The 18,777-nt window shown below is 69.1% G+C and carries 20 protein-coding genes; 6 read left to right on the top strand and 14 right to left on the bottom strand.

What is annotated here, in order from left to right; translation table 11 throughout:
- Positions 1-116 precede the first annotated feature (116 nt).
- Entirely contained in the window at positions 117-764 is a 648-nt protein-coding gene (locus WFM69_RS05090) for a TetR/AcrR family transcriptional regulator (protein ID WP_337002336.1), read from the top strand.
- Between the two features lie 50 nt (positions 765-814).
- Entirely contained in the window at positions 815-2,032 is a 1,218-nt protein-coding gene (locus WFM69_RS05085; protein ID WP_337002334.1) for an amidohydrolase, read from the top strand.
- An 84-nt stretch (positions 2,033-2,116) separates the two neighbouring features.
- Here WFM69_RS05085 and WFM69_RS05080 read toward each other — a convergent pair whose 3' ends face one another.
- From WFM69_RS05080 to WFM69_RS05060, 5 genes are read right to left on the bottom strand one after another with little or no spacing between them, the layout of a single operon-like run.
- A complete protein-coding gene (locus tag WFM69_RS05080; protein ID WP_337002332.1) occupies positions 2,117-3,016 on the bottom strand; it encodes a 1-phosphofructokinase family hexose kinase in 900 nt (299 codons plus the stop codon).
- Positions 3,013-3,480, bottom strand: a complete 468-nt coding sequence (locus WFM69_RS05075) for a hypothetical protein (protein ID WP_337002330.1) — start codon at positions 3,478-3,480, stop codon at positions 3,013-3,015. Before WFM69_RS05075 ends, WFM69_RS05080 begins: the two co-directional genes overlap by 4 nt.
- A 10-nt stretch (positions 3,481-3,490) precedes the next feature.
- Positions 3,491-5,281 carry an IlvD/Edd family dehydratase gene (locus tag WFM69_RS05070; protein ID WP_337002328.1) on the bottom strand — a complete coding sequence of 597 codons (1,791 nt, stop codon included), beginning with the start codon at positions 5,279-5,281 and terminating at the stop codon, positions 3,491-3,493.
- The gene (locus tag WFM69_RS05065; protein ID WP_337002326.1) at positions 5,278-6,648 is read right to left on the bottom strand and encodes a family 4 glycosyl hydrolase; all 1,371 of its coding nucleotides are present in this window, start codon (positions 6,646-6,648) and stop codon (positions 5,278-5,280) included. The genes WFM69_RS05070 and WFM69_RS05065 overlap by 4 nt, the downstream gene beginning before the upstream one ends.
- A gap of 29 nt (positions 6,649-6,677) precedes the next feature.
- Positions 6,678-7,517, bottom strand: a complete 840-nt coding sequence (locus WFM69_RS05060; RefSeq protein WP_337002324.1) for a fumarylacetoacetate hydrolase family protein — start codon at positions 7,515-7,517, stop codon at positions 6,678-6,680.
- A gap of 68 nt (positions 7,518-7,585) precedes the next feature.
- Here WFM69_RS05060 and WFM69_RS05055 point away from each other — a divergent pair, with 68 nt between their 5' ends.
- The gene (locus WFM69_RS05055) at positions 7,586-8,281 is read left to right on the top strand and encodes a hypothetical protein (protein WP_337002322.1); all 696 of its coding nucleotides are present in this window, start codon (positions 7,586-7,588) and stop codon (positions 8,279-8,281) included.
- Between the two features lie 84 nt (positions 8,282-8,365).
- Here WFM69_RS05055 and WFM69_RS05050 read toward each other — a convergent pair whose 3' ends face one another.
- The 9 genes from WFM69_RS05050 to WFM69_RS05010 form a co-directional block, all read right to left on the bottom strand.
- Entirely contained in the window at positions 8,366-9,211 is an 846-nt protein-coding gene (locus WFM69_RS05050; protein WP_337002320.1) for an endonuclease domain-containing protein, read from the bottom strand.
- 238 nt (positions 9,212-9,449) lie between these two features.
- The gene (locus tag WFM69_RS05045) at positions 9,450-10,130 is read right to left on the bottom strand and encodes a polysaccharide deacetylase family protein (RefSeq protein ID WP_337002318.1); all 681 of its coding nucleotides are present in this window, start codon (positions 10,128-10,130) and stop codon (positions 9,450-9,452) included.
- The gene (locus WFM69_RS05040) at positions 10,127-10,501 is read right to left on the bottom strand and encodes a hypothetical protein (protein WP_337002316.1); all 375 of its coding nucleotides are present in this window, start codon (positions 10,499-10,501) and stop codon (positions 10,127-10,129) included. Before WFM69_RS05040 ends, WFM69_RS05045 begins: the two co-directional genes overlap by 4 nt.
- A gap of 7 nt (positions 10,502-10,508) precedes the next feature.
- A complete protein-coding gene (locus WFM69_RS05035; protein ID WP_337002314.1) occupies positions 10,509-11,366 on the bottom strand; it encodes a class II fructose-bisphosphate aldolase in 858 nt (285 codons plus the stop codon).
- Positions 11,360-12,139, bottom strand: a complete 780-nt coding sequence (locus tag WFM69_RS05030) for a DeoR/GlpR family DNA-binding transcription regulator (protein WP_337002312.1) — start codon at positions 12,137-12,139, stop codon at positions 11,360-11,362. Before WFM69_RS05030 ends, WFM69_RS05035 begins: the two co-directional genes overlap by 7 nt.
- Entirely contained in the window at positions 12,123-13,130 is a 1,008-nt protein-coding gene (locus WFM69_RS05025) for a D-2-hydroxyacid dehydrogenase (protein WP_337002310.1), read from the bottom strand. The genes WFM69_RS05030 and WFM69_RS05025 overlap by 17 nt, the downstream gene beginning before the upstream one ends.
- Positions 13,127-14,038 (bottom strand): carbohydrate ABC transporter permease, encoded by a 912-nt coding sequence (locus tag WFM69_RS05020; protein WP_337002307.1) that lies wholly within the window; start codon positions 14,036-14,038, stop codon positions 13,127-13,129. Before WFM69_RS05020 ends, WFM69_RS05025 begins: the two co-directional genes overlap by 4 nt.
- A gap of 5 nt (positions 14,039-14,043) precedes the next feature.
- Positions 14,044-14,985, bottom strand: a complete 942-nt coding sequence (locus tag WFM69_RS05015; protein ID WP_337002305.1) for a carbohydrate ABC transporter permease — start codon at positions 14,983-14,985, stop codon at positions 14,044-14,046.
- Positions 14,985-16,286, bottom strand: coding sequence for an ABC transporter substrate-binding protein (locus tag WFM69_RS05010; RefSeq protein WP_337002303.1), 1,302 nt, complete (start codon positions 16,284-16,286; stop codon positions 14,985-14,987). The genes WFM69_RS05015 and WFM69_RS05010 overlap by 1 nt, the downstream gene beginning before the upstream one ends.
- Before the next feature lie 181 nt (positions 16,287-16,467).
- Here WFM69_RS05010 and WFM69_RS05005 point away from each other — a divergent pair, with 181 nt between their 5' ends.
- From WFM69_RS05005 to WFM69_RS04995, 3 genes are read left to right on the top strand one after another with little or no spacing between them, the layout of a single operon-like run.
- On the top strand, positions 16,468-17,376 hold the full coding sequence (locus WFM69_RS05005) for an SIS domain-containing protein (protein ID WP_337002300.1): 909 nt from the start codon (positions 16,468-16,470) through the stop codon (positions 17,374-17,376).
- Positions 17,376-17,726 (top strand): hypothetical protein, encoded by a 351-nt coding sequence (locus WFM69_RS05000; protein WP_337002299.1) that lies wholly within the window; start codon positions 17,376-17,378, stop codon positions 17,724-17,726. Before WFM69_RS05005 ends, WFM69_RS05000 begins: the two co-directional genes overlap by 1 nt.
- A complete protein-coding gene (locus WFM69_RS04995; protein ID WP_337002297.1) occupies positions 17,702-18,700 on the top strand; it encodes a carbohydrate kinase family protein in 999 nt (332 codons plus the stop codon). The genes WFM69_RS05000 and WFM69_RS04995 overlap by 25 nt, the downstream gene beginning before the upstream one ends.
- Positions 18,701-18,777: the final 77 nt, after the last annotated feature.

The raw sequence follows: 18,777 nt of genomic DNA, 5'->3' as shown, positions 1-18,777 counted from the left end.
GAGGGGGATCCGTCGGCCATCGTGATTTGCTTACTGTCGAGAAAGTAAGCTTCCGTGAGGTTACCGAGTAGTAAGTTGGATCGCAAGCACAGCCCGACGATGGAGAGGAGGCCACGGTGGCAGACAGCGACCAGACCTTACGCGTGCGCCCGGCGACCCTCGCGAAACGCGAGCAGATCCTCAAGGCCGCCGTCGAGATCTTCGGGAACAAGGGATCCACCAACGGCACCCTCGCGGATGTCGCGGAGCAGGTGGGCATCACGCACGCCGGCGTGCTCCATCATTTCGGCTCGAAGCAGAAGCTGCTCCTCGAAGTGCTCGCCTACCGCGACCAGACCGATGTGGCCGAGCTCGCCGAGAAGCACATCCCCGACGGACCCGAGCTGTTCCTGCACCTGGTGCGCACGGCCTTCGCGAACGAGAAGCGTCCCGGCATCGTGCAGGCCTACACCGTGCTCTCCGCCGAGTCGGTGACCGACGACCATCCGGCACGCGGGTTCTTCGAGGATCGGTACACGACGCTGCGCCGCGAGGTCGCGGCCGCCTTCCACGAGCTGTGCGAGCAGGAGGGTGTGCGCGAGCCCGCCACGGTGGCCGCCGCGTCCGCTGCGATCCTCGCCGTCATGGACGGCCTGCAGCTGCAGTGGCTCCTGCACCCGGGGGTCGTCGAGCTCGGCGAGGCCAGCGAGTTCGCGATCCAGGCGATCGTGAACGCCGTGCTCCACCCGGGCCCCACCCTCCCCACCTACACCCACCCCGCCTGACCCCCTCCCCCCTCTCCCGGAGCGACGAGGCGCCCGGCTAGGCTCGGGCCATGACGATCGACCTCGAAGCGCTCTACATCGACCTGCACCAGCACCCGGAGCTCTCCTTCCAGGAGACGCGCACGGCCGGCATCGCCGCGCAGCATCTCCGGGATCTCGGGCTCGACGTCGAAGAGGGCGTCGGGGTGACCGGCGTGGTCGGGGTGCTGCGCAACGGCGAAGGTCCCGTCGTCTGGGTGCGCGCCGACATGGACGCCCTCCCCGTCGAGGAGCAGACCGGCCTCGCGTACGCGAGCACTGCGAAGGGCGTCGACCCCGTGGGGAACACCGTCCCCGTCATGCACGCCTGCGGTCACGACATGCACGTCACCGCCATGATCGGCGCGGTCGAGCGGCTCGTCGCCGAGCGCGACCAGTGGTCGGGCACGGTCGTGGTGCTGATCCAGCCCGCCGAGGAGTACGGCGCCGGGGCACGGGCCATGCTCGATGACGGCATCCTCGACCGCTACCCGAAGCCCGACATCGTGCTCGGTCAGCACGTGACCCCGCTGCCTGCCGGCATCATCGGCGTGCGCAGCGGCACGCAGATGGCGGCGTCCGACGGCTTGACCGTGACACTGCACGGACGCGGTGGCCACGGCTCCCGCCCGCACGCCACGATCGACCCCGTGGTGATGGCGGCGGCGACCGTGATGCGCCTGCAGACCATCACGTCGCGCGAGATCGACCCGCAGGGCGTCGCCGTGGTGACCGTGGGCTCGATCCACGCCGGGCTGAAGAACAACATCATCCCCGCGGAGGCGAAGCTCGAGCTCAGCCTGCGCTACCCCGACGAAGAGGCGCGGGAGAAGGTGCTCTCGAGCGTCGAGCGCATTGTGCGGGCCGAGGCCCTCGCGTCCGGTGCCGAGCGCGAGCCCGAGATCCGCACCGACCACACGCTGCCCGCCACGATCAACGACGAGGAGGCCACGGCCCGAGTGACCGCGGCACTGCAGCGCGCGCTGGGCGAGACGACCGTGATCGACCCCGGCATGTTCACCGGCAGCGAGGACGTGTCGTGGTTCGCACGGGATGCCGGGGCTCCCCTGGTGTTCTGGTTCTGGGGCGGTATCGACCCTGCGCGGTTCGCCGCAGCGCAGGCGGCCGGGCGCCTCGAACAGGAGATCCCGACCAACCACTCGCCGTTCTTCGCCCCGGAGATCCACCCGACCATCGAGGTCGGCGTCACGGCGCTGTCGTCCGCGGCGCGGGAGTTCCTCGGCGCGTAGCCGGCGGCGGCCGCGAGCCGAAAACTCGGAGAACGGCAGAATCTTCGCAGGAATCTCGCGGTTTTCTGCGAAGTTCTCGCCGTTCTACGAGTCGCGGGCCGGGGAGCCTGCGACGGAAGCCAGCACACCCTGACCGGGAACCAGCGCGTTGCGCTCCGCGGCATCGCGCGCCATCGCAAGCGCCTCGCCCAGAGGCACACCCGTGTCGAATCCGTGCAGCAGGCCACCGAAGAACGAGTCGCCGCTGCCGGCGGGGTAGCGGCCGACCACCTGCGGAGCATCGAGGACGCGGACCTCGCTGCCGACTCTCGCGACGCCGCCTCGCACGCCATCGGTCACGACGGCATCCACGCCGAACCGCTCGCGAAGCGCCTCGCATGCGGCAGCGGCATCCACCATCTCCCGCCCGACCAGCTCGGCGACCTCGGCACGGTTGACCTTGATCAGATCGGCATGCTCCGCGAGATGTGCGAGTGCGGCTCCGGCCGTGTCGATCGCGATCCGCGTACCGCGAGATCGCGCGTCGATCAGAACCCGAGCGAAGTCGTCGAGCGGGACACCGGCCGGAATGCTCCCGGACACGGCCAACCACCGCGAGGGAGTCGCGGCCCGCACGGCCTCGGCGAACCTCGCCCACTCCTGCGCATCGATTCGCGCGGCGGACTCATACACGTCGGTACTGGTCGCGCCGCCTGCGGCTTCGACGAGCGACAGACACGTGCGCGTCTCCGCGGCGATCTCGACAACCGTGGCCGCAACACCATCGGCCTCGAGCCAGCGACGCACGCGTTCTCCGCTCAGACCCCCGAGCGCCACCGTCACGTGCACCTCCGCGCCGAGCGCCCTCGCTGCGCGCGCTGCGTTGAGGGCCTTCCCGCCCGCGACCGTGGTCGTGCGCGAGGGGCGGTTGATCTCGCCGGGCACGAGCGCGTCGAGCTCGTACGTCACATCGACGGCCGGAGACAACGCCCACACCGAGATCACGGGCGACGCTCCCAGGGGCGGACCGTGCCGAGGACGCGCGACTCGCCGCCGTCGAACACGTCGAGAGCGGCCGCCGACACCTCGTCCGGCGTGTGCCAGCGCACGGTCGCGCCGTCGTCCCGCCAGCCCAGCTGAAGCACATCGGGCGGAAGTGCGACCTCTCCCCGCACGGGATCGGCCGCCGCGCTCGTGCGCACCCGGACCAGCCTGTCCACCGCCCGCGCGATCAGGGGCAGCGTCGATTCGTCGACGGTCGGGCCGTAGACGATCGCCGCCGTCCACCGGCGTCCGTCCAGCACGGCGGCGAGCGCCGTCGCGTCCCGCGCATCCGCGTGCAACGCCTCGACGCCGTCGGGCATCGCGCCGCGCCGCGAGATGCCCGTCACGGTCGCGCCACGTGCGACGAGAGCGGATGCCGCGGGGGCGAGGATCCCGGAGGCGCCGACGATCAGAATCGAGCCCATTCGTCCCAACCTAGAACGCCTGCGGACCGACGGACGCCCCCGACCGCCCCTGGAGGAAGTCGAGGTCGAGCCCCTCATCCGCCTGGGTCACGTGGTCGATGTAGAGCCGTGTCCATCCGCGCTCGCTGTTCGGCACGACCGGCGCACGCCAGTCCGCCCGACGCGCCTCGAGCTCTTCGTCCGTGACGTGCATGTGCAGCGAGCGTCCGGCGACGTCGAGCGTCACCAGGTCACCCGTGCGCACCAGCGCCAGGGGACCGCCCGCGGCCGCCTCGGGCACGACGTGCAGCACCACGGTGCCGTACGAGGTGCCGCTCATGCGGGCATCGGAGATACGGACCATGTCGGTGACGCCCGCCTCCAGGATCTTCCGTGGCAGAGCGAGATTCCCCACCTCCGGCATGCCCGGATACCCCTTGGGCCCGACGTTGCGGACCACGAGGATGTCGTCGGGTGTCACGTCGAGATCAGGATCCTCGGCATCGGCGAGATAGTCCCGCAGCGAATCCCACACCAGCGCGCGACCGGTGTGCTGCATCAGCTCCGGGGCCGCAGCCGACTGCTTGATCACAGCGCCGCGCGGGGCGAGGTTGCCCTTCAGCACCGCGATGCCGGAGCCGACGGGCTTGACCGGGTTGTCGAGCGGGCGGATCACCTCGCGGTCGAACACCTCGGCTCCCGCGTAGTTCTCACCGAGCGTGGCGCCGGTCACGGTCAGCGTGTCGCGATGCAGCAGGTCGCCGAGCGTCTCCGCGAAGCCCGCGGTGCCTCCCGCGTACTCGAAGTCCTCCATCAGGAACCGGCCGCTCGGCATCAGGTCCGCCAGCACGGGGACATCGCGCACGAGCGTGTCGAAGTCGTCGATCGTGAGCTCCACCCCGACCCGGCGCGCAAGGGCGAGCAGGTGGATGACGGCGTTCGTCGATCCACCCAGTGCCGCGTTCGCGCGGACACCGTTCTCGAACGCCTCGCGGGTGAGGATCTTCGAGGGCCGCAGATCCTCCGCGACCATCTCGACGATGCGGCGACCGGCCAGATGCGCGGCCGTCGCACGGCGCGAGTCGTTCGCCGGCAGCGAGGCCGTGCCCGGCAGCTGCATGCCCATGTACTCCGAGATGCACGCGAGCGTCGATGCGGTGCCCATGGTCTGGCAGTGACCCTGACTGCGGGCCATGCAGCCCTCCGCCTCGGTGATCGCGGTGTCGTCGATCAGCCCGGCACGGTACGCCTCGGTGAACTTCCACACCGAGGTGCCGGAGCCGATGTCGGTGCCGCGGTGCTTGCCGTTCAGCATCGGACCGCCGGTGATCAGCAGTGCCGGGAGATCGACGGATGCCGCGCCCATCAGGTACGCGGGCGTCGTCTTGTCGCAGCCGGCGAGCAGCACGACGCCGTCGAGCGGGTTCGAGCGCAGCGTCTCCTCCAGATCCATCGCCATGAGGTTGCGCAACAGCATCGCGGTGGGACGCACCAGCGGCTCCCCCGCAGAGGTGGTGGGGAACTCGAACGGCACGCCACCCGCCTGCCAGATGCCGCGCTTGACATGCTCGGCCAACGCGCGCAGATGGATGTTGCAGCTGGTCAGCTCGCTCCACGAGTTGGCGATGCCGATGATCGGCCGACCGCGGAACGAGTCATCCGGGAGACCTTCGCTGCGCAGCCAGGACCGGTGCATGAACCCGGTCTTGCCCTCCGCGCCGAACCACTGCTGGCTGCGGAGGCCCTGACCCCACTCGTGCTCGCCCTGCGGCGCGAATCCCGCGAACGGCTCGTGCGTCGACCCGATGTTCTCGGCACTCATGCGAACCTCGGAAGGTGCTGCGCCTGCGCGGCGATGAGGTCGTCGGCGAGGGCAGTGGCGCGATCGGCGTCGAAGACCGCGCCGTCGGCGATCATCGCCTCGACCACGAGTCCGCGGTCGCCGGTCAGCGCGGCCTCGACCGCGATGTCGACCGACGTCAACCGTCGCGCCAGGATCGCGGTGAGCGGCTTGCCGAGGTCGGGCACCGCCACCGGCCGGATACCGCGGGCCGTGGCGACCCCGGGGATCTCGACCGCAGACCAGTCGGGGAGGCCCGGCACCGCGCCGTTGTTCACGACGTTGCAGCTGAACATCTCGCGCGAGTCGAACGTGATGGAGCGGATGATCGCGATCAGCTGTTCCTGCTCGCCGCCGGATCGCTCGAAGATCGACTGGTCGAGCGGCTCCTCGCCGAGCGCCTGACGCTTCATGCCCTGGTAGCGGTTCTCGCCCCACTCCAGGATCTCCGGGAGGCTGAACGCGTCGATGCCCAGCTTCTTGCCGTAGTAGTCGCCGTTCTGGAAGCGCTCCGGGAAGAACTCCACCACGTGGCGGTCCCCTGCGGCGGCGAAGGCGCCGTAGCGCTCGAACAGCTCCCATGCGAACGGGTTGTGCCAGGCCGTGGGGGTCTCGTAGAAGATGTTGCCGATGTCGTCGGGGTTCGGCGCCTCCGCGAGCTCGCGGCGTACGCGCTCGGCGACCAGCGGCCATGCATCCCGGCCCTTCCAGCGGAAGTCGTAGATGAACGTGAGGTGGTTGATGCCCGCGTACAGCGTCGAGGTCTCGTCGAAAGGTGCGTCGATGAGCTGCGCCAGCTCGCGCTGGATGTGGTGCATCCCGTGACACAGCCCCACCACGTCGAGGCCGGTCTGCTGGTGGATCGCCTGGATGTTCGCGGTCATCGGGTTGGAGTAGTTGAAGAAGAACGCGTCCGGTGCGAGCTCGGCGATGTCCTGCGCGATCTCGACCAGCACCGGGGTCGTGCGCAGCAGCCGCGAGATGCCGCCGGGCATGATCGAGTCGCCCACGGGCTGGTAGATGCCGTGCTTCTGCACGATCTCGTGGTCGAGCTGCCAGGCGGGACGGCCGCCGACGCCGACACACGTGACGATGAAGTCGGCGCCGGGCAGCACGGCGCGGCGGTCGGTCGATCGCACGATGCGGATGCTATCGCCCACACCGCGCGCGGCGACCATGGCTTCGGCCAGATCGGCCGCGACGTTCAGGGCCGTGCCGTCCACATCGACGAGTCGGATCTCCCATCCGCCCAGGTCGTCGGCGCTGATCAGGTCGGCGAGCAGCCCACGGGTGAAGACGGCGGATCCGGCCCCGATGAGGACGAGGACGCGACGGTCGGTGGTGTTCATCTTGTGCGACTTCCGATCACTGGGCGGGGTCAGTTGCTCTGCTGCGAGCGGTACACGAAGCGGTTGCGCAGCTCGCCGATGCCTTCGACGCCGGCGACGACGACCTCTCCATGCTGGAGGTAGCGGGGCGGGGTGCGGAACCCGCCGGCGCCCGCGGGAGTGCCGGTGAGGATGAGGTCACCGGGTTCGAGCGTGACGCCGTCGCTGACGAAGGCGAGGATGGTGGGCACGTCGAAGATCATCTCGGCCGTGTCGTCCTCCTGCAGCAGCTCGCCGTCGACCTCCGCGTAGATGCGGTGACCGCGCGGGTCGCCGAACTCGTCGGGGGTGACGAGCGAGGGGCCGAGCGGGGTGAAGGTGTCGAACGACTTGCCGCGCGTCCACTGCACATCGCCGAACTGCACATCGCGGGCCGACACATCGTTGGCGACGGTGTACGCGGCGACGTCGTCGAGGGTGGCCGGCGTCTCGCCTCCGCAGCGGCGGCCGATGAGCAGCGCGAGCTCCGACTCGAAGTCGACGCCCTGCGTGAGGTGGTCCGGCACCACGACGTCTGCCGTGGGACCGGTGATCGAGGTCGCGTACTTCGCGAACGTGAGCGGGCGTTCGGGCTGCGCGATACCCGTCTCGGCCGTGTGGTCGACGTAGTTCAGGCCCACGGCGATGATCTTGCCGGCACCGGCGACCGGGGCGAGGAGTGCGAAGTCCGTCGGATCGACCTCGGCCCAGTCGGCGGAGAGGCCGTCCTGCACGGAGGCCAGGGCCGCGAGCGCGTCGTCCGGGTGCGTCTCCGGGGCGAGCCGGGAGACTCCGGCATCCGTGATCAGGATGCGGGGGGTTCCGTCGACGAGGACTCTGGCGATTCTCATGCTTCTCCTTCGAAAGGTCGTGAAACACATGTTGTCACAAACATCCACAAATGAGCAAGAATAAGCAAATGCATTCAGAGATCATCATGACGGTGGGTTCCGAACGGTCGACATCTGGGCCGGTGGGCCTGGCTCAAGGCGTCTACGGCGCCCGCGGCAACCTCGAACTGGTGGCCTGCGATGCCGCGGACGGGCTGTGGGTGTTCTGGTTCAACGCCGACGCCCCCGACGATCCGCAGGAGACTCCCGACGTGCCGCCGGGACACTGGAGCAGCGGACTGGCGTTCGCGCCCGGACACCGATACCTGGATGCGCAGATCGCACAGTCGACGCTCGGCCCCGACCACCTCGAGGTGGCGGCCCTGCGTGAGGACGGCGTGTTGGAGAGCTGGTACTGGTCCCCCGGTCCTGGCTTCCAGCGACGTGATGCCGATGTCGCGGCATCCGTCTCCCGCTTCCGCCTCTCGCACCGCGATGGCGTCCTCACCGTCGACGTGCAGCATCTCGACGGCCGCACGGCGGTGGTGTCGTCCGACGCCGAGGGATACCCGACCCGCCGATGGGTCGCACGCCCGGGCAGTGCGATCCTGGACGACCGCCGTGCACTCGAGGCTCTCCACGCCCACGGCATCACCCCGCTCCCCGACACCGCCCGCTCCACCACCTCCACCCGCAACGGCGGCACGCTCGAGCTCACCTGGCGCGCCCCCAACGGCCCCATCCACCACCTCCCCCTCCCCCTACCCCAGCCCCTACCCCGCTGAACCTCGCAGAACGGCAGGAACTTCGCAGAGATCCGGCCGACTCCTGCGAAGTTTCCGCCGTTCTGCGAAGTTTCGCGATCCGGTTCAGGCCGCACGGTGCAGCCCCTGGGCAAAGGCGCGCATGATCAGGTCTTGAACCATCGGCCATTCGTCGATCATCTGCCGGTATCCGATCCTGATCACGTGGAACCCCATGAGCTTCAACGCCGCGTCGTGGCGGATGTCCTCCGAACGCTGCGCACCGACATGGTGGGCACCGTCGATCTGCAGCACGAGCCTGTCGCCGAGAAGCGCATCCACGCGGTGACCGGCGATCCAGGTCTGCACGCGGATCGGGACGCGCAACCACCGCAGCCGCAGTCGCAGGTAGGTCTCGAGTCCGGCATCTGCGAACGGGGATGCGCGTTCGAGAAGGCCCCGGGCTCGAGCCCGCAACGGCAGGTTCTGCAGGAGCTCACGGGTGACGAGCCCCTTGTTCAGCGCCGATTCCCACGTGGCGAGAGCCTGCTCGAAAGGTTCGCATTCCGCGACGAGAGCAAGCACGTTCTCGATCGGATCGACCAGCACGCCCGGCTGTCGAGGCACCAGCGGTTTCGCCCAGTGCACGCGGATGCCGTCGGGCTTGCCGCCGGCACTCCCCGGCGTCGCTGCGACGTGCACCCCTGGCGCCTCCGCATGCACCCAGACTCCGAGGCGACGCGCCTGAGTGATGCAGGAGAGCACCACGCCACAGCGGGCCGCGGCGACGAGTGCGGGGTCTGCGTCCGGGACCGCCACCCAGCCGTTGCGCACGCGGACCAGCCCACCGCCACGGATCGCCGCATCCAGTGTCGAACGACGGAAACCGCGGTCGGTCAGGTCGCGCACCCGCGCCACACCGTGCACTCGGCGGACGGCCTCGACGATGCCGATGAGCGAAGAAGGATGCACCCCGCGATGGTGTCAGACCTCGACCCGCCGCCTCCTCCTGTCCTGCCCTCAGTTCCCTCTTCCTGGGGAACCTTCGGTGACCGGCCTCCTGTGCAGGACCACTGCGCGCCCCAGACCCGTCGGTACGAGATCGCAGAGCGGCACGAACTTCGCAGAGATCCCGGGGATTCCTGCGAAGTTCATGCCGTTCTGCGAAGTTTCGGCCAGGGGCCAAGGGCCAGGGGCCAGGGGCCAGGGGCTAGTTCACCCTGTGGATCATGGTGTTCGCGAACTGGTACCGGTAGCCGGCGTCCTTCACGGCCTGGTCGTGGCGGGGGCTCTGGCCGTAGGAGGAACCGTGCAGCCACACGAACGCCGGGGCCTCCTGCCCGGTCACGGCCTCCAGCTGCGCCTTGGACTCGACGACCTCGCGGCGGATGTCCTCGTCGGACAGTACCGTGTCGAAGCCCTCGTGGTGGGCAGTGTGCGGGAACACCACATGCCGCTTCGACACCTCGGCGACCTCGTCCCAGCTCATCGCGATGCGTCCGCCCTTGGTGTCCTCCTCGACCAGCGAGATCCAGTGCGCGCGGGCGAAGGCCTCCTGGTGCTCGGGGTCGCAGTCGACGAACGAGGTCGCGATCGGGAACCAGCCCGTGAGCCCGTACTGGTCGCAGAGGGGCGCGGCGACCGAGATCGAGTTGCGGTATCCCTCGTAGAACACCGGGATCAGGCCCGGCTTGTCCTTGTGCCAGGTGCCCGTCTCGAACAGGCGGTCCAGGTCGTCGAGGGTGACGGGGGCGTAGTCCCTGGCGAACCCGGCGAGCTCCTTCTCGAGCTCGGCACGGGCACCGCGCGGGGTCGAGTGGTAGTTGACCACGCGGATGAAGTGGCCGTTCGCCAGCTGCTCGCGCTGCACGTCGAATGAGGGCTTGGTCATGAGGGGGATCCTTCCGCGACGGTCGCGTTGGTGAGCGGCTCGGCGCCCGGAGCGAAGTGGGTGTAGGCGAGCACCTGCATCGCCGTGATGACGGCACCCTCGTCGTCGGACCGCGCCCACGGCACCAGGGCGTCGCGGTAGCGGTCGAGCACGGCGAGGAAGGCCGCCCCTTCGGCGCGCTGGTCCGAGGATCCGGCCACGGGGATCGGACCGCGTTCGTCGGCGAGGCCGAGCACCATCGGGATGCCCTCCCGCTCGAGTCGTCGGTCGTGGCAGGCGCGCATGAGCCCGACGATGTCGCCGGCCTCGAGCAGCGCCGCGGCGCTCGGTTCGCCGTCGTGCGAAGACGGCCCCTGCACGGTTGCGGACATGGGGTTCCTACCTCTCCTGGTCCATGGGGTGCGAGATGTCGATGGGGTGCGAGATGACGTCGAGCAGATGCGCGACCTCGCAGGCGATGGATTCCCGCGCCGCGCTCAGCGCCGTGCGCGGGTCGACGCGATCGGCGAGCTCGGCCCGCAGTGCGTTCGAGTAGGCGGCGGACAGCTGGGTGCCCACGTTCACCTTGCGGATGCCGGCCGCGACGGCGGCACGGATGCCCTGGTCGTCGACGCCGGACGAGCCGTGCAGCACGAGCGGCACGGGGACGGCGGCGGCGAGCCGGGAGATCAGGTCGACGTCGAGCTGCGCCGTCCGGCTGGTCATCGCGTGGGAGGAGCCGACCGCGACCGCCAGGGCATCGACACCGGTGGCGGCGACGAACGCGGCGGCCTCGGCCGGATGGGTGCGGACTCCGGGCGCGTGGGCGCCGTCCTTGCCGCCGATCTCCCCGAGCTCGGCCTCGATCCAGATCCCGTCCTCGTGACCGCGCGCCACGACACGGGCGGTCGCGGCGACGTTGTCGGCATAGGGCAGGGTCGAGGCGTCGAACATCGCGGAGTCGAAGCCGAGCTCTGCCGCTTCGCGCACCAGCTCCTCGGACTCGCAGTGGTCGAGGTGCAGCGCGACGGGCACGGCAGCCGCGTCGGCGAGCGCACGACAGGCCGCGGCGATCGGTGCCAGAGCGCCATGGAAGCGCACCGCATTGTGACTGATCGAGAGCAGCACGGGCCGGCCGGCACGCTCGGCACCGGCGACGATCCCCTCGGCGTATTCGAGGGTGATGACGTTGAAAGCAGCGATGGAGGGCAGGCTCCCGCCCAGCCCCACCGCCGAGAGGGCGGGTGGGATCAGCATGTCTCGACGGTCACCCCCGCGCCGCGCAGCAGCTCGACGAGCTCGGCGTCCGCCCCGTCGTCCACGATCAGGCGGGAGATGCCGTCGGTCGGGACGAGGCGCGCTGGTCCGCGCCGTGCGAGCTTGGAGTGGTCGGCGAGCACGATCAGCTCACGTGCCGAGGAGGCCAGCGAACGGTCGGTCTGCGTCTCCGACAGGTTCGTGCCGGTGACGCCCATCTCGGGGTCGACGCCGAATGCTCCCGTGAACACCCGGTCGATGCCGAACTCGTCGAGGCCCGCGATCGTGAGGTGCCCGAGCAGGCTCATCTCCTGACGGCGCAGCAGCCCGCCCAGCACGATGATGTCGATGTCGGGGAACTGCGACAGCCGACTGACCACCGTGAGGCTGTTGGTGAGGACGGTCAGCCCCGGGATGCCGCCGAGGAACGGCAGCATCGCCTCGGTCGTGGTGCCACCCGTGATCAGCACCGTGGAGTTCGGGGTGATGTAGGCGGCCGCGGCGCGTCCGATGCGCTGCTTCTCCTCGGCGAAGGCGACCTCGCGCTGCGGCCGGAGGGGCTCCACGTCGTCGTCGACCTGCGCCGCACCGCCGTGCACGCGCTCGATGAGCTTCTTGTCCTGCAGCTCGTTCAGATCACGCCGCACGGTGGAGGTGCTGACCCCGAGCAGCTTCGCCATCTCGCTGACCGACCCCGCGCCGTAGGTGCGGATGTAGTTGAGCAGCTCGCGCTGACGCTTCGGCCCGATCAGGGGCTCAGTAACCGGCTGCACGGTCCACCTCATTCAGCAAGGGCCGATTCGCGGCCAGTCGGGTCAGATTCTCGACGATGAGGTCGAGTGTCTGTGCATGATACTGCGGGGCGAGTCCGGCGACGTGCGGGGTCACCAGCGCGCCGGGCTCCGTCCACCACACCGATTCCGCGCCCAGCGGCTCCTCGTCGAACACGTCGAGGGCGACGCCGCCGAGGCGTCCGTCACGCAGTCGTTCGAGGAGCGCCTGCTCGTCGACGATGCCGCCGCGGGCGATGTTCACCACGCACGCGCCGGGCGGGAGCAGGTCGAGCTGTGCCGGTCCGATGAGGCCGCGGGTGAGCTCGGTGAGCGGCACGACCACCACGAGGTGGTCGCTGCGGCGCAGCACCTCGTCGATCCGGTCGATGGGGAACAGCTCGGCGGGATCGTCGGCTGCGGCCTGGCGTCCGGTATCGAACTTCTCAGCCGCGGCGACCCGGGCACCGGAGCGGCTGACGCCGAGCACCTGCATCCCGAACGCGGTGGCCAGGCGCGAGATCTCGCGTCCGATGCGGCCGTATCCGATGATGCCGATCGTCGCGCCCGGCAGCTGCCGCGGGGTCAGCTCGGCGAGGCGCTCCGCATTGGACGGCCAGGTGCGGTCCTCGCGGTGCTGCACGATGGCGGGCATCCGGTGCGCGAGCTCGAGGATCGACATCAGCGCGTACTCCGCCATCGGCACGGGCGCGATGCCGCCGAGGGTCGCGATCGGCACGGGGCTGTCCCACAGCGAGGTGCCGCGCACATGGTCGACGCCCGAGGTGTCGAGCTGCACGAGACGGAGCCTCGGGACCTGGCTGAACTCCGGCAGCCACTCGCTGGTGTGCAGCAGGTCGACCTCGGCGAGCAGTTCGGCGGACGGCGGCGAGTCCGGCGTCATCCGATGCACCGCGACATCCGGCATCCGCTCCGCCAGTTCGGCGAACCAGGCATCCGGCAACGGCAGCGAGCACAGGTAGGTGAGGGTCATTTGATGCCGCTCCGGGCGAAGCCCTGCACGAAGTACCTCTGGAAGAAGATGAACAGCAGCACCATCGGCAGCACCGAGATCAGCGCGAGCGCCATGATCGCGTTGTAGTCGGGCGTGGTCTGGTTCTTGAGATACAGCAATCCGATCGGAAGGGTGAACAGCGAGTTGTCCTTGAGGGCGATCAAGGGCCACGCGAAGTCGTTCCAGCTTCCCATGAGAGTGAGCAGGGTGAGGACCGCGATCAGCGGCTTGCACAGCGGCAGCACCACCTGCACGAAGATGCGCAGGTGTCCGGCGCCGTCGATGCGAGCCGCCTCGACGATCTCATCCGGGATCCCGATGAAGAACTGGCGGGCCAGGAAGATGCCGAACGCCGCGGCGGCACCCGGCAGGATGACGCCCCAGTAGGTGCCGTAGATGCCGAGGCCCGAGACGAGCTTGAACTGGGCGACCATGATCGCCTGCACCGGGATCATCATCGTGGCCAGCGCCAGGATGAACACGGCGTTGCGGCCACCGAAGCGCAGGCGCGCGAAGGCGTACCCGGCGAGCAGGTTCACGGTCACGGTGAGCACGGTGACCAGCACGCCGATCACGACCGAGTTGCCCAGCCAGTCGATCACGGGGACCCGGTCGAAGACCTTGGTGAAGTTCTCGAGCGTGAAGGTGCTCGGCCACAGGCGCAGCCCCGGCTTGAACACCTCACCCCGCGGCGAGAACGCGACGACGAGCATCCAGTACAGGGGGAACACGACGGCGATCGCGATGATCGACGCGACGATCGTGCGCCAGACGATGCCCTTGCGCCCGTCGCTGTGACGACGGCGACGGCGCTGCACGCGGCGCGCGCCCCGCTCGCCGAGCACGGCCGCATCGGCGATCTGGAGAACGGTGGTTGTCTCAGCCATGGTCCTTACTCCGCCAGGTCTCTGGTGCGGCTCGTCTTCCACTGGATGAACGTGAAGATGAGCGTGATGATGAGGATCACGATGCCGATCGCGGCGCCGTATCCCTGCTCCCTGATCTGGAAGCCGTTGCGGTAGGCGTAGGTCACGAGCACCGAGGTGGAGTTGCCGGGGCCACCGCCGGTCATGATGAAGATGAGGTCGAACACCTGGAACGAGGCGATCACGTTCATGATGAGCAGGAAGAACGTGGAGGGGCCGACCAGCGGCACCGTGACCGAGCGGAACTGCTGCCAGCGGCTGGCGCCGTCGATGCGGGCGGCCTCGTACAGCTCGGGCGAGATCGACTGCAGACCGGCCAGGTAGATGATCATGTTGAAGCCGAGGCGCAGCCAGATCGCCACCGCGATGACCGAGATCATCGCCGGGGTACCCTGCGACTGCCAGCCGATCGGGTCGAGACCGAACGTCTGCAGGATCTTGTTGACGAGGCCGTTCGACTCGTAGAACAGGATCACGGCGATCATTCCGGAGGCGACGCCGGAGATGACCATCGGCAGCACGATCATGGTGCGGAACACGCCACGGGCCGGGAGCACCGAGTTGAGCAGCACGGCGAGCGCGAGGCCGCCCAGGAGCTCGATCGGCACCGTCACGAGGGTGAAGACGATCGTGTTGGCGAGGCTCTGCCAGAAGACCGGGTCCGACACCAGGGTCGAGTAGTTGTCGAGTCCCACCCACTCCGGGTTCCCGAACCCCTTGGTCTCCTGGAAGGAGATGATCAGGGCCCAGATGATCGGGATGAAGAGGAACAGCGACATCAGCACGAGGTTCGGCGCGGCGAACGCCCAGCCGACGAGAGACTCGCGCAGCCGGGCGGCCCGCCGCCCCGCCCGCGGCCGGGACGGCGCGACGGCGCTGTCCCGGTCGCGGGTGGAGAGAGCAGTCATTACTTGGCGGCTTCCTCGATCGCGGCCGACAGGTTCTTGAGCGTCTCGGCGGTGGACTGACCACCGATGAACGCGGCCTCGAGCTGGTCCTGGAGCGCGGTGTTGATGGCGGCCATGGCCGGCGAGGTCAGCTGCTTCACGTCGCTCGGCTCGATCGTGCCTGCCTGGTCGACGAACACCGGCATCACGTCGGGGCGCACCTTGAACTGCACCGCGTCGCCTTCGAGGTCGGTGCGGGTGGGCAGCTCGTTGGTGTTCGCGCAGAACTCGCTCATCGCGTCCTTGGACACCATGAACTTCAGGAACTCGGCGGCCAGTTCGGGGTTCTTCGTGGTCTTGGTGGCCACGAGCGCGTTGCCGCCGAGGTCGGTCGCGCCGCGTGCGTCCTTGGGCATGGGCAGCGCGGTCCAGTCGAACTCGGCGAGCGAGTCGATGTCCGGCACGAGGAACGAACCGGCGAACGCCATCGCCACCGTGCCCTCGGTGAAGAGGTTGTCGGCGTAGACGGTGCCCTTGGTCGAGCTGGTCGGGGGCACCCACTGCTCGTCGAAGAAGCTCTTCGTGAAGTCGAGCGCCTTGGTGCCCTCGGCCGAGTCGATCGTGGCCTTCGTGCCGTCGAGGAACGTGCCGTCGGCCTGGAACAGCCAACTGAGCCAGCGCGGGGCGCCGCCGAGCTGCCAGTTGTAGGCGAACGGGTACTTGTCGGCGGGCAGTGCCGCGCGGAGCTTGCCTGCCACCTCGGCGAACTGCTCCCACGTCCAGGCGTCGTCCTGCGTGGTGGGCAGGGTGGCCGGGTCGATGCCGGCATCCTTCAGCATCGCGGTGTTGACGAGGAGCGCCGAGACGTCAGTCTGGTGCGGCACGCCGTAGGGCTTGCCGTCGAAGGAGACGGCCTCCCACATCGCGGGGGTGAACTCGCCGGCCTCGTCGTCGTCGAAGTAGGGGCTGAGGTCGAGCAGCTGGTCCTGGCTGGAGTACACGCCGAGGTTGCCGTAGTCGACGCGGAACAGGTCGGGGGCGTCACCGGACGAGAGCTGTGCGTCGATGTTGGAGAACATCTGGTCGTAGGGGACCACGTTGAGCTTGATGTCGACGCCGTCGTGCTCGGCCTCGAACTGTGCAATGAGGTCCTTGAACGTCGTCTCCTCGGACTCGCTTCCCCAGGTGGTGAAGGTCAGCGACTGGTCACCGCCGTCGTCGCTGGAACCGCCTCCGCCGAAGCCTGCGCACCCGGAGAGCACCAGTGTGCTCACGGCGCCGATTCCAACGATGCCGATGAGGCGCTGATTTCTGATTCTCACGCTTCGAGCTCCTTCTCGTGTGATCCTGCCCGCGGCACCGATGCCGTGAGCGTCCCTGCTCTTGCAGTATTCAATAGTTGGCTCAATCCGTCAAGAACTTTCATTGTTTGCTCATTTCTGATTGAATCTGCACAGATCGTCGCCACTTGCGCGACGGCGGAGAGATCTGAAGGACCAGCAGATGAACGAAAGCATCGCCGGATCAGGCGCGACCACGCGGGCAGAGCTCATGAGCCAGCCCGCCATCTGGCAGCAGGCGCTCGATCTCACGCAGCAGCACCGCGAACTCCTCCCCGTTGCGGGCGAGAAAGTGCTCGTGGTCGGCTGCGGCACCTCCTATTACATCGGGGATTCGTACGCGTATCTGCGCAACGATGCCGGTCTCGGACGCACGCGTGCCGCGATCCCCAGCGAGCTCGACTGGATCGACGACGACGAGCACATCGTGGTCATCTCCCGCTCCGGCACGACGGTCGATGTGGTCGACCTCGTCGAGCGCTACCGCGACACCCACCGCATCACCGCCATCATCGGCGACACCGACACCGCCCTCGGCCGACTCTGCGCCGACCGCACCGTGCACCTCGGCTTCGCCGACGAGAAGTCCATCGTGCAGACCCGCTTCGCCACCACCGGGCTCACGACCCTGCGGGCCTCGATCGAACAGGCACCCGCCACGCTCGTCGACGACGCCAGGACGGCACTGGCCACCGATCTCCCCGTGGACCCCGCGCAGGTGAAGCACATCGTCTTCCTCGGCCACCGCTGGACGAACGGGCTCGCGCAGGAGGCAGCCCTCAAGGTGCGCGAGTCGGCCGGGTTCTGGACCGAGGCGTACTCGATGTGGGAGTACCAGCACGGTCCGATCTCCTGCGCGGGGCCCGAGACGCTGGTCTGGTTCCTCGGCGAGGCGCCCGACGTGGTCGCGGATGACGTCCGCACGACCGGCGCCAGCGTGTACGTGAACGACCTCGACCCGCAGGCCAACCTGCCGCTGGTGCACCGGCTCGCCGTCGACCTCGCGGCGCTGCGCGGACGCAACCCCGACACCCCGCCGTTCCTGAACCGCTCGGTTCTCGTCACCGACTGATGCCCGTCATCACCGTCGCGACCGCTCCCCACCCTGCGGAGCGCGAGCTGCTCGTCGCCATCGCGGACGCTGCCGCCGACGCCCTCGGGCTCGCGGCCGGAGACGTGATCGCCATGACGATGCCCGTCCGCACGACCGTCGCGAACGGGCAGTCGTCGGACGCCGCGGCAGGAGCGTGGATGCTCGTCAGCATCCACGGCTCCGATCGCGGAGCCGACGGCACGCGGCGCGCGTGCGATGCGGTGCGCGCGGCGGCCGCAGACTGGAGTCGTCGGCACGCTGCAGAGCGGGAGAACGATGCCGACCTGGAAGGGGTGTGGTGCGAATGGCTGCTGCCGGAGCATCCGTGAATCAGCTGCTCGTCGTCGGCGAGCTGTGCGTCGATCTGATCATCGACGTCGACGACGAGATCCGGTTCGGCCAGCACGAGCAGATCGTCCCGCGGACCACCCTCACGATGGGGAGCTCCTCGGCGATCACCGCGTGCGGGGCGGCGGCACTCGGCGTCCCCACCCGCCTGATCAGCGTGCGCGGCGACGACACGTTCGGCCGCTTCCTCGACGAGGAGCTGGCCCGACGGGGCGTCGACACCGCAGCCGTGCGTGTGGATCCCACGCTCCCGACCGGCGCGTCCACACATCTGACACGTCCGAGCGGCGACCGCGCCATCCTCACCTCGATGGGCTCGATCGGCACGGTGCGCGCCGCCGATGTGACCACAGAGGCACTGGCATCCGCCGCACACCTGCACGTGGGCAGCTACTTCCTGCAGCACGCGCTGCACGCCGAGGCTCCTGCGCTGTTCCGCGCCGCGCGTGCGGCCGGGGTCACCACGTCGCTCGACGGCAACTTCGACCCGACCGAGCAGTGGGACTGCGGCATCCTCGATGTGATGCCGCACGTCGATTGCTTCTTCGGCAACGAGGAGGAGCTGACCGGGATCACCGGCGCGAGCGGCATCGGTCCGGCCGTGCGTCAGCTGCTCGACCGCATGCCGGAAGGTGCGGTCGTGGTCGCGAAGCTCGGCGCCGATGGTGCGGTGGCCGCGCGCCGGGTCGACGGCACGATCGAGGCCGTGCGAGCGAGCGCGCCACCCGTGGCTGAGCCTCTGGTCGACACGGTCGGTGCGGGCGACACCCTCGCGGCGGGGTTCCTCTCGGCACGACTGTCCGGCCTGCCGCTCGACCGCGCGATCGCGTTCGCCGTGGCATGCGGCACCGCATCCACCCGCGGCCCCGGCGGCGTCGGCGCCCAACCCACGCACGCGGCAGCCTCCGCCCTCGCCGCTCTCGCCGCCCTCTCCCCCCACACCTTCCCGAACTGACCCCCGGACCCCGGCAGAAACTCCGCAGAACGACACGAACCTCGCAGAGATCCTGAGGATTCCTGCGAGGTTCGTGT

The organism is Microbacterium sp. LB12 (genome assembly GCF_037150835.1).
Lineage (GTDB): Bacteria > Actinomycetota > Actinomycetes > Actinomycetales > Microbacteriaceae > Microbacterium.
Note: the sequence above shows the minus strand (reverse complement) of the source record. Positions and strands in the feature narration are given on the sequence as shown.

Excerpts from the sequence above, each read along its gene's own strand:
- WFM69_RS05085 (WP_337002334.1), top strand. The coding sequence starts at position 815 with ATGACGATCGACCTCGAAGCGCTCTACATCGACCTGCACCAGCACCCG.
- WFM69_RS05075 (WP_337002330.1), bottom strand. The coding sequence starts at position 3,480 with ATGGGCTCGATTCTGATCGTCGGCGCCTCCGGGATCCTCGCCCCCGCG.
- WFM69_RS05070 (WP_337002328.1), bottom strand. The coding sequence starts at position 5,281 with ATGAGTGCCGAGAACATCGGGTCGACGCACGAGCCGTTCGCGGGATTC.
- WFM69_RS05065 (WP_337002326.1), bottom strand. The coding sequence starts at position 6,648 with ATGAACACCACCGACCGTCGCGTCCTCGTCCTCATCGGGGCCGGATCC.
- WFM69_RS05060 (WP_337002324.1), bottom strand. The coding sequence starts at position 7,517 with ATGAGAATCGCCAGAGTCCTCGTCGACGGAACCCCCCGCATCCTGATC.
- WFM69_RS05055 (WP_337002322.1), top strand. The coding sequence starts at position 7,586 with ATGCATTCAGAGATCATCATGACGGTGGGTTCCGAACGGTCGACATCT.
- WFM69_RS05045 (WP_337002318.1), bottom strand. The coding sequence starts at position 10,130 with ATGACCAAGCCCTCATTCGACGTGCAGCGCGAGCAGCTGGCGAACGGC.
- WFM69_RS05040 (WP_337002316.1), bottom strand. The coding sequence starts at position 10,501 with ATGTCCGCAACCGTGCAGGGGCCGTCTTCGCACGACGGCGAACCGAGC.
- WFM69_RS05035 (WP_337002314.1), bottom strand. The coding sequence starts at position 11,366 with ATGCTGATCCCACCCGCCCTCTCGGCGGTGGGGCTGGGCGGGAGCCTG.
- WFM69_RS05025 (WP_337002310.1), bottom strand. The coding sequence starts at position 13,130 with ATGACCCTCACCTACCTGTGCTCGCTGCCGTTGCCGGATGCCTGGTTC.
- WFM69_RS05020 (WP_337002307.1), bottom strand. The coding sequence starts at position 14,038 with ATGGCTGAGACAACCACCGTTCTCCAGATCGCCGATGCGGCCGTGCTC.
- WFM69_RS05015 (WP_337002305.1), bottom strand. The coding sequence starts at position 14,985 with ATGACTGCTCTCTCCACCCGCGACCGGGACAGCGCCGTCGCGCCGTCC.
- WFM69_RS05005 (WP_337002300.1), top strand. The coding sequence starts at position 16,468 with ATGAACGAAAGCATCGCCGGATCAGGCGCGACCACGCGGGCAGAGCTC.
- WFM69_RS05000 (WP_337002299.1), top strand. The coding sequence starts at position 17,376 with ATGCCCGTCATCACCGTCGCGACCGCTCCCCACCCTGCGGAGCGCGAG.
- WFM69_RS04995 (WP_337002297.1), top strand. The coding sequence starts at position 17,702 with ATGGCTGCTGCCGGAGCATCCGTGAATCAGCTGCTCGTCGTCGGCGAG.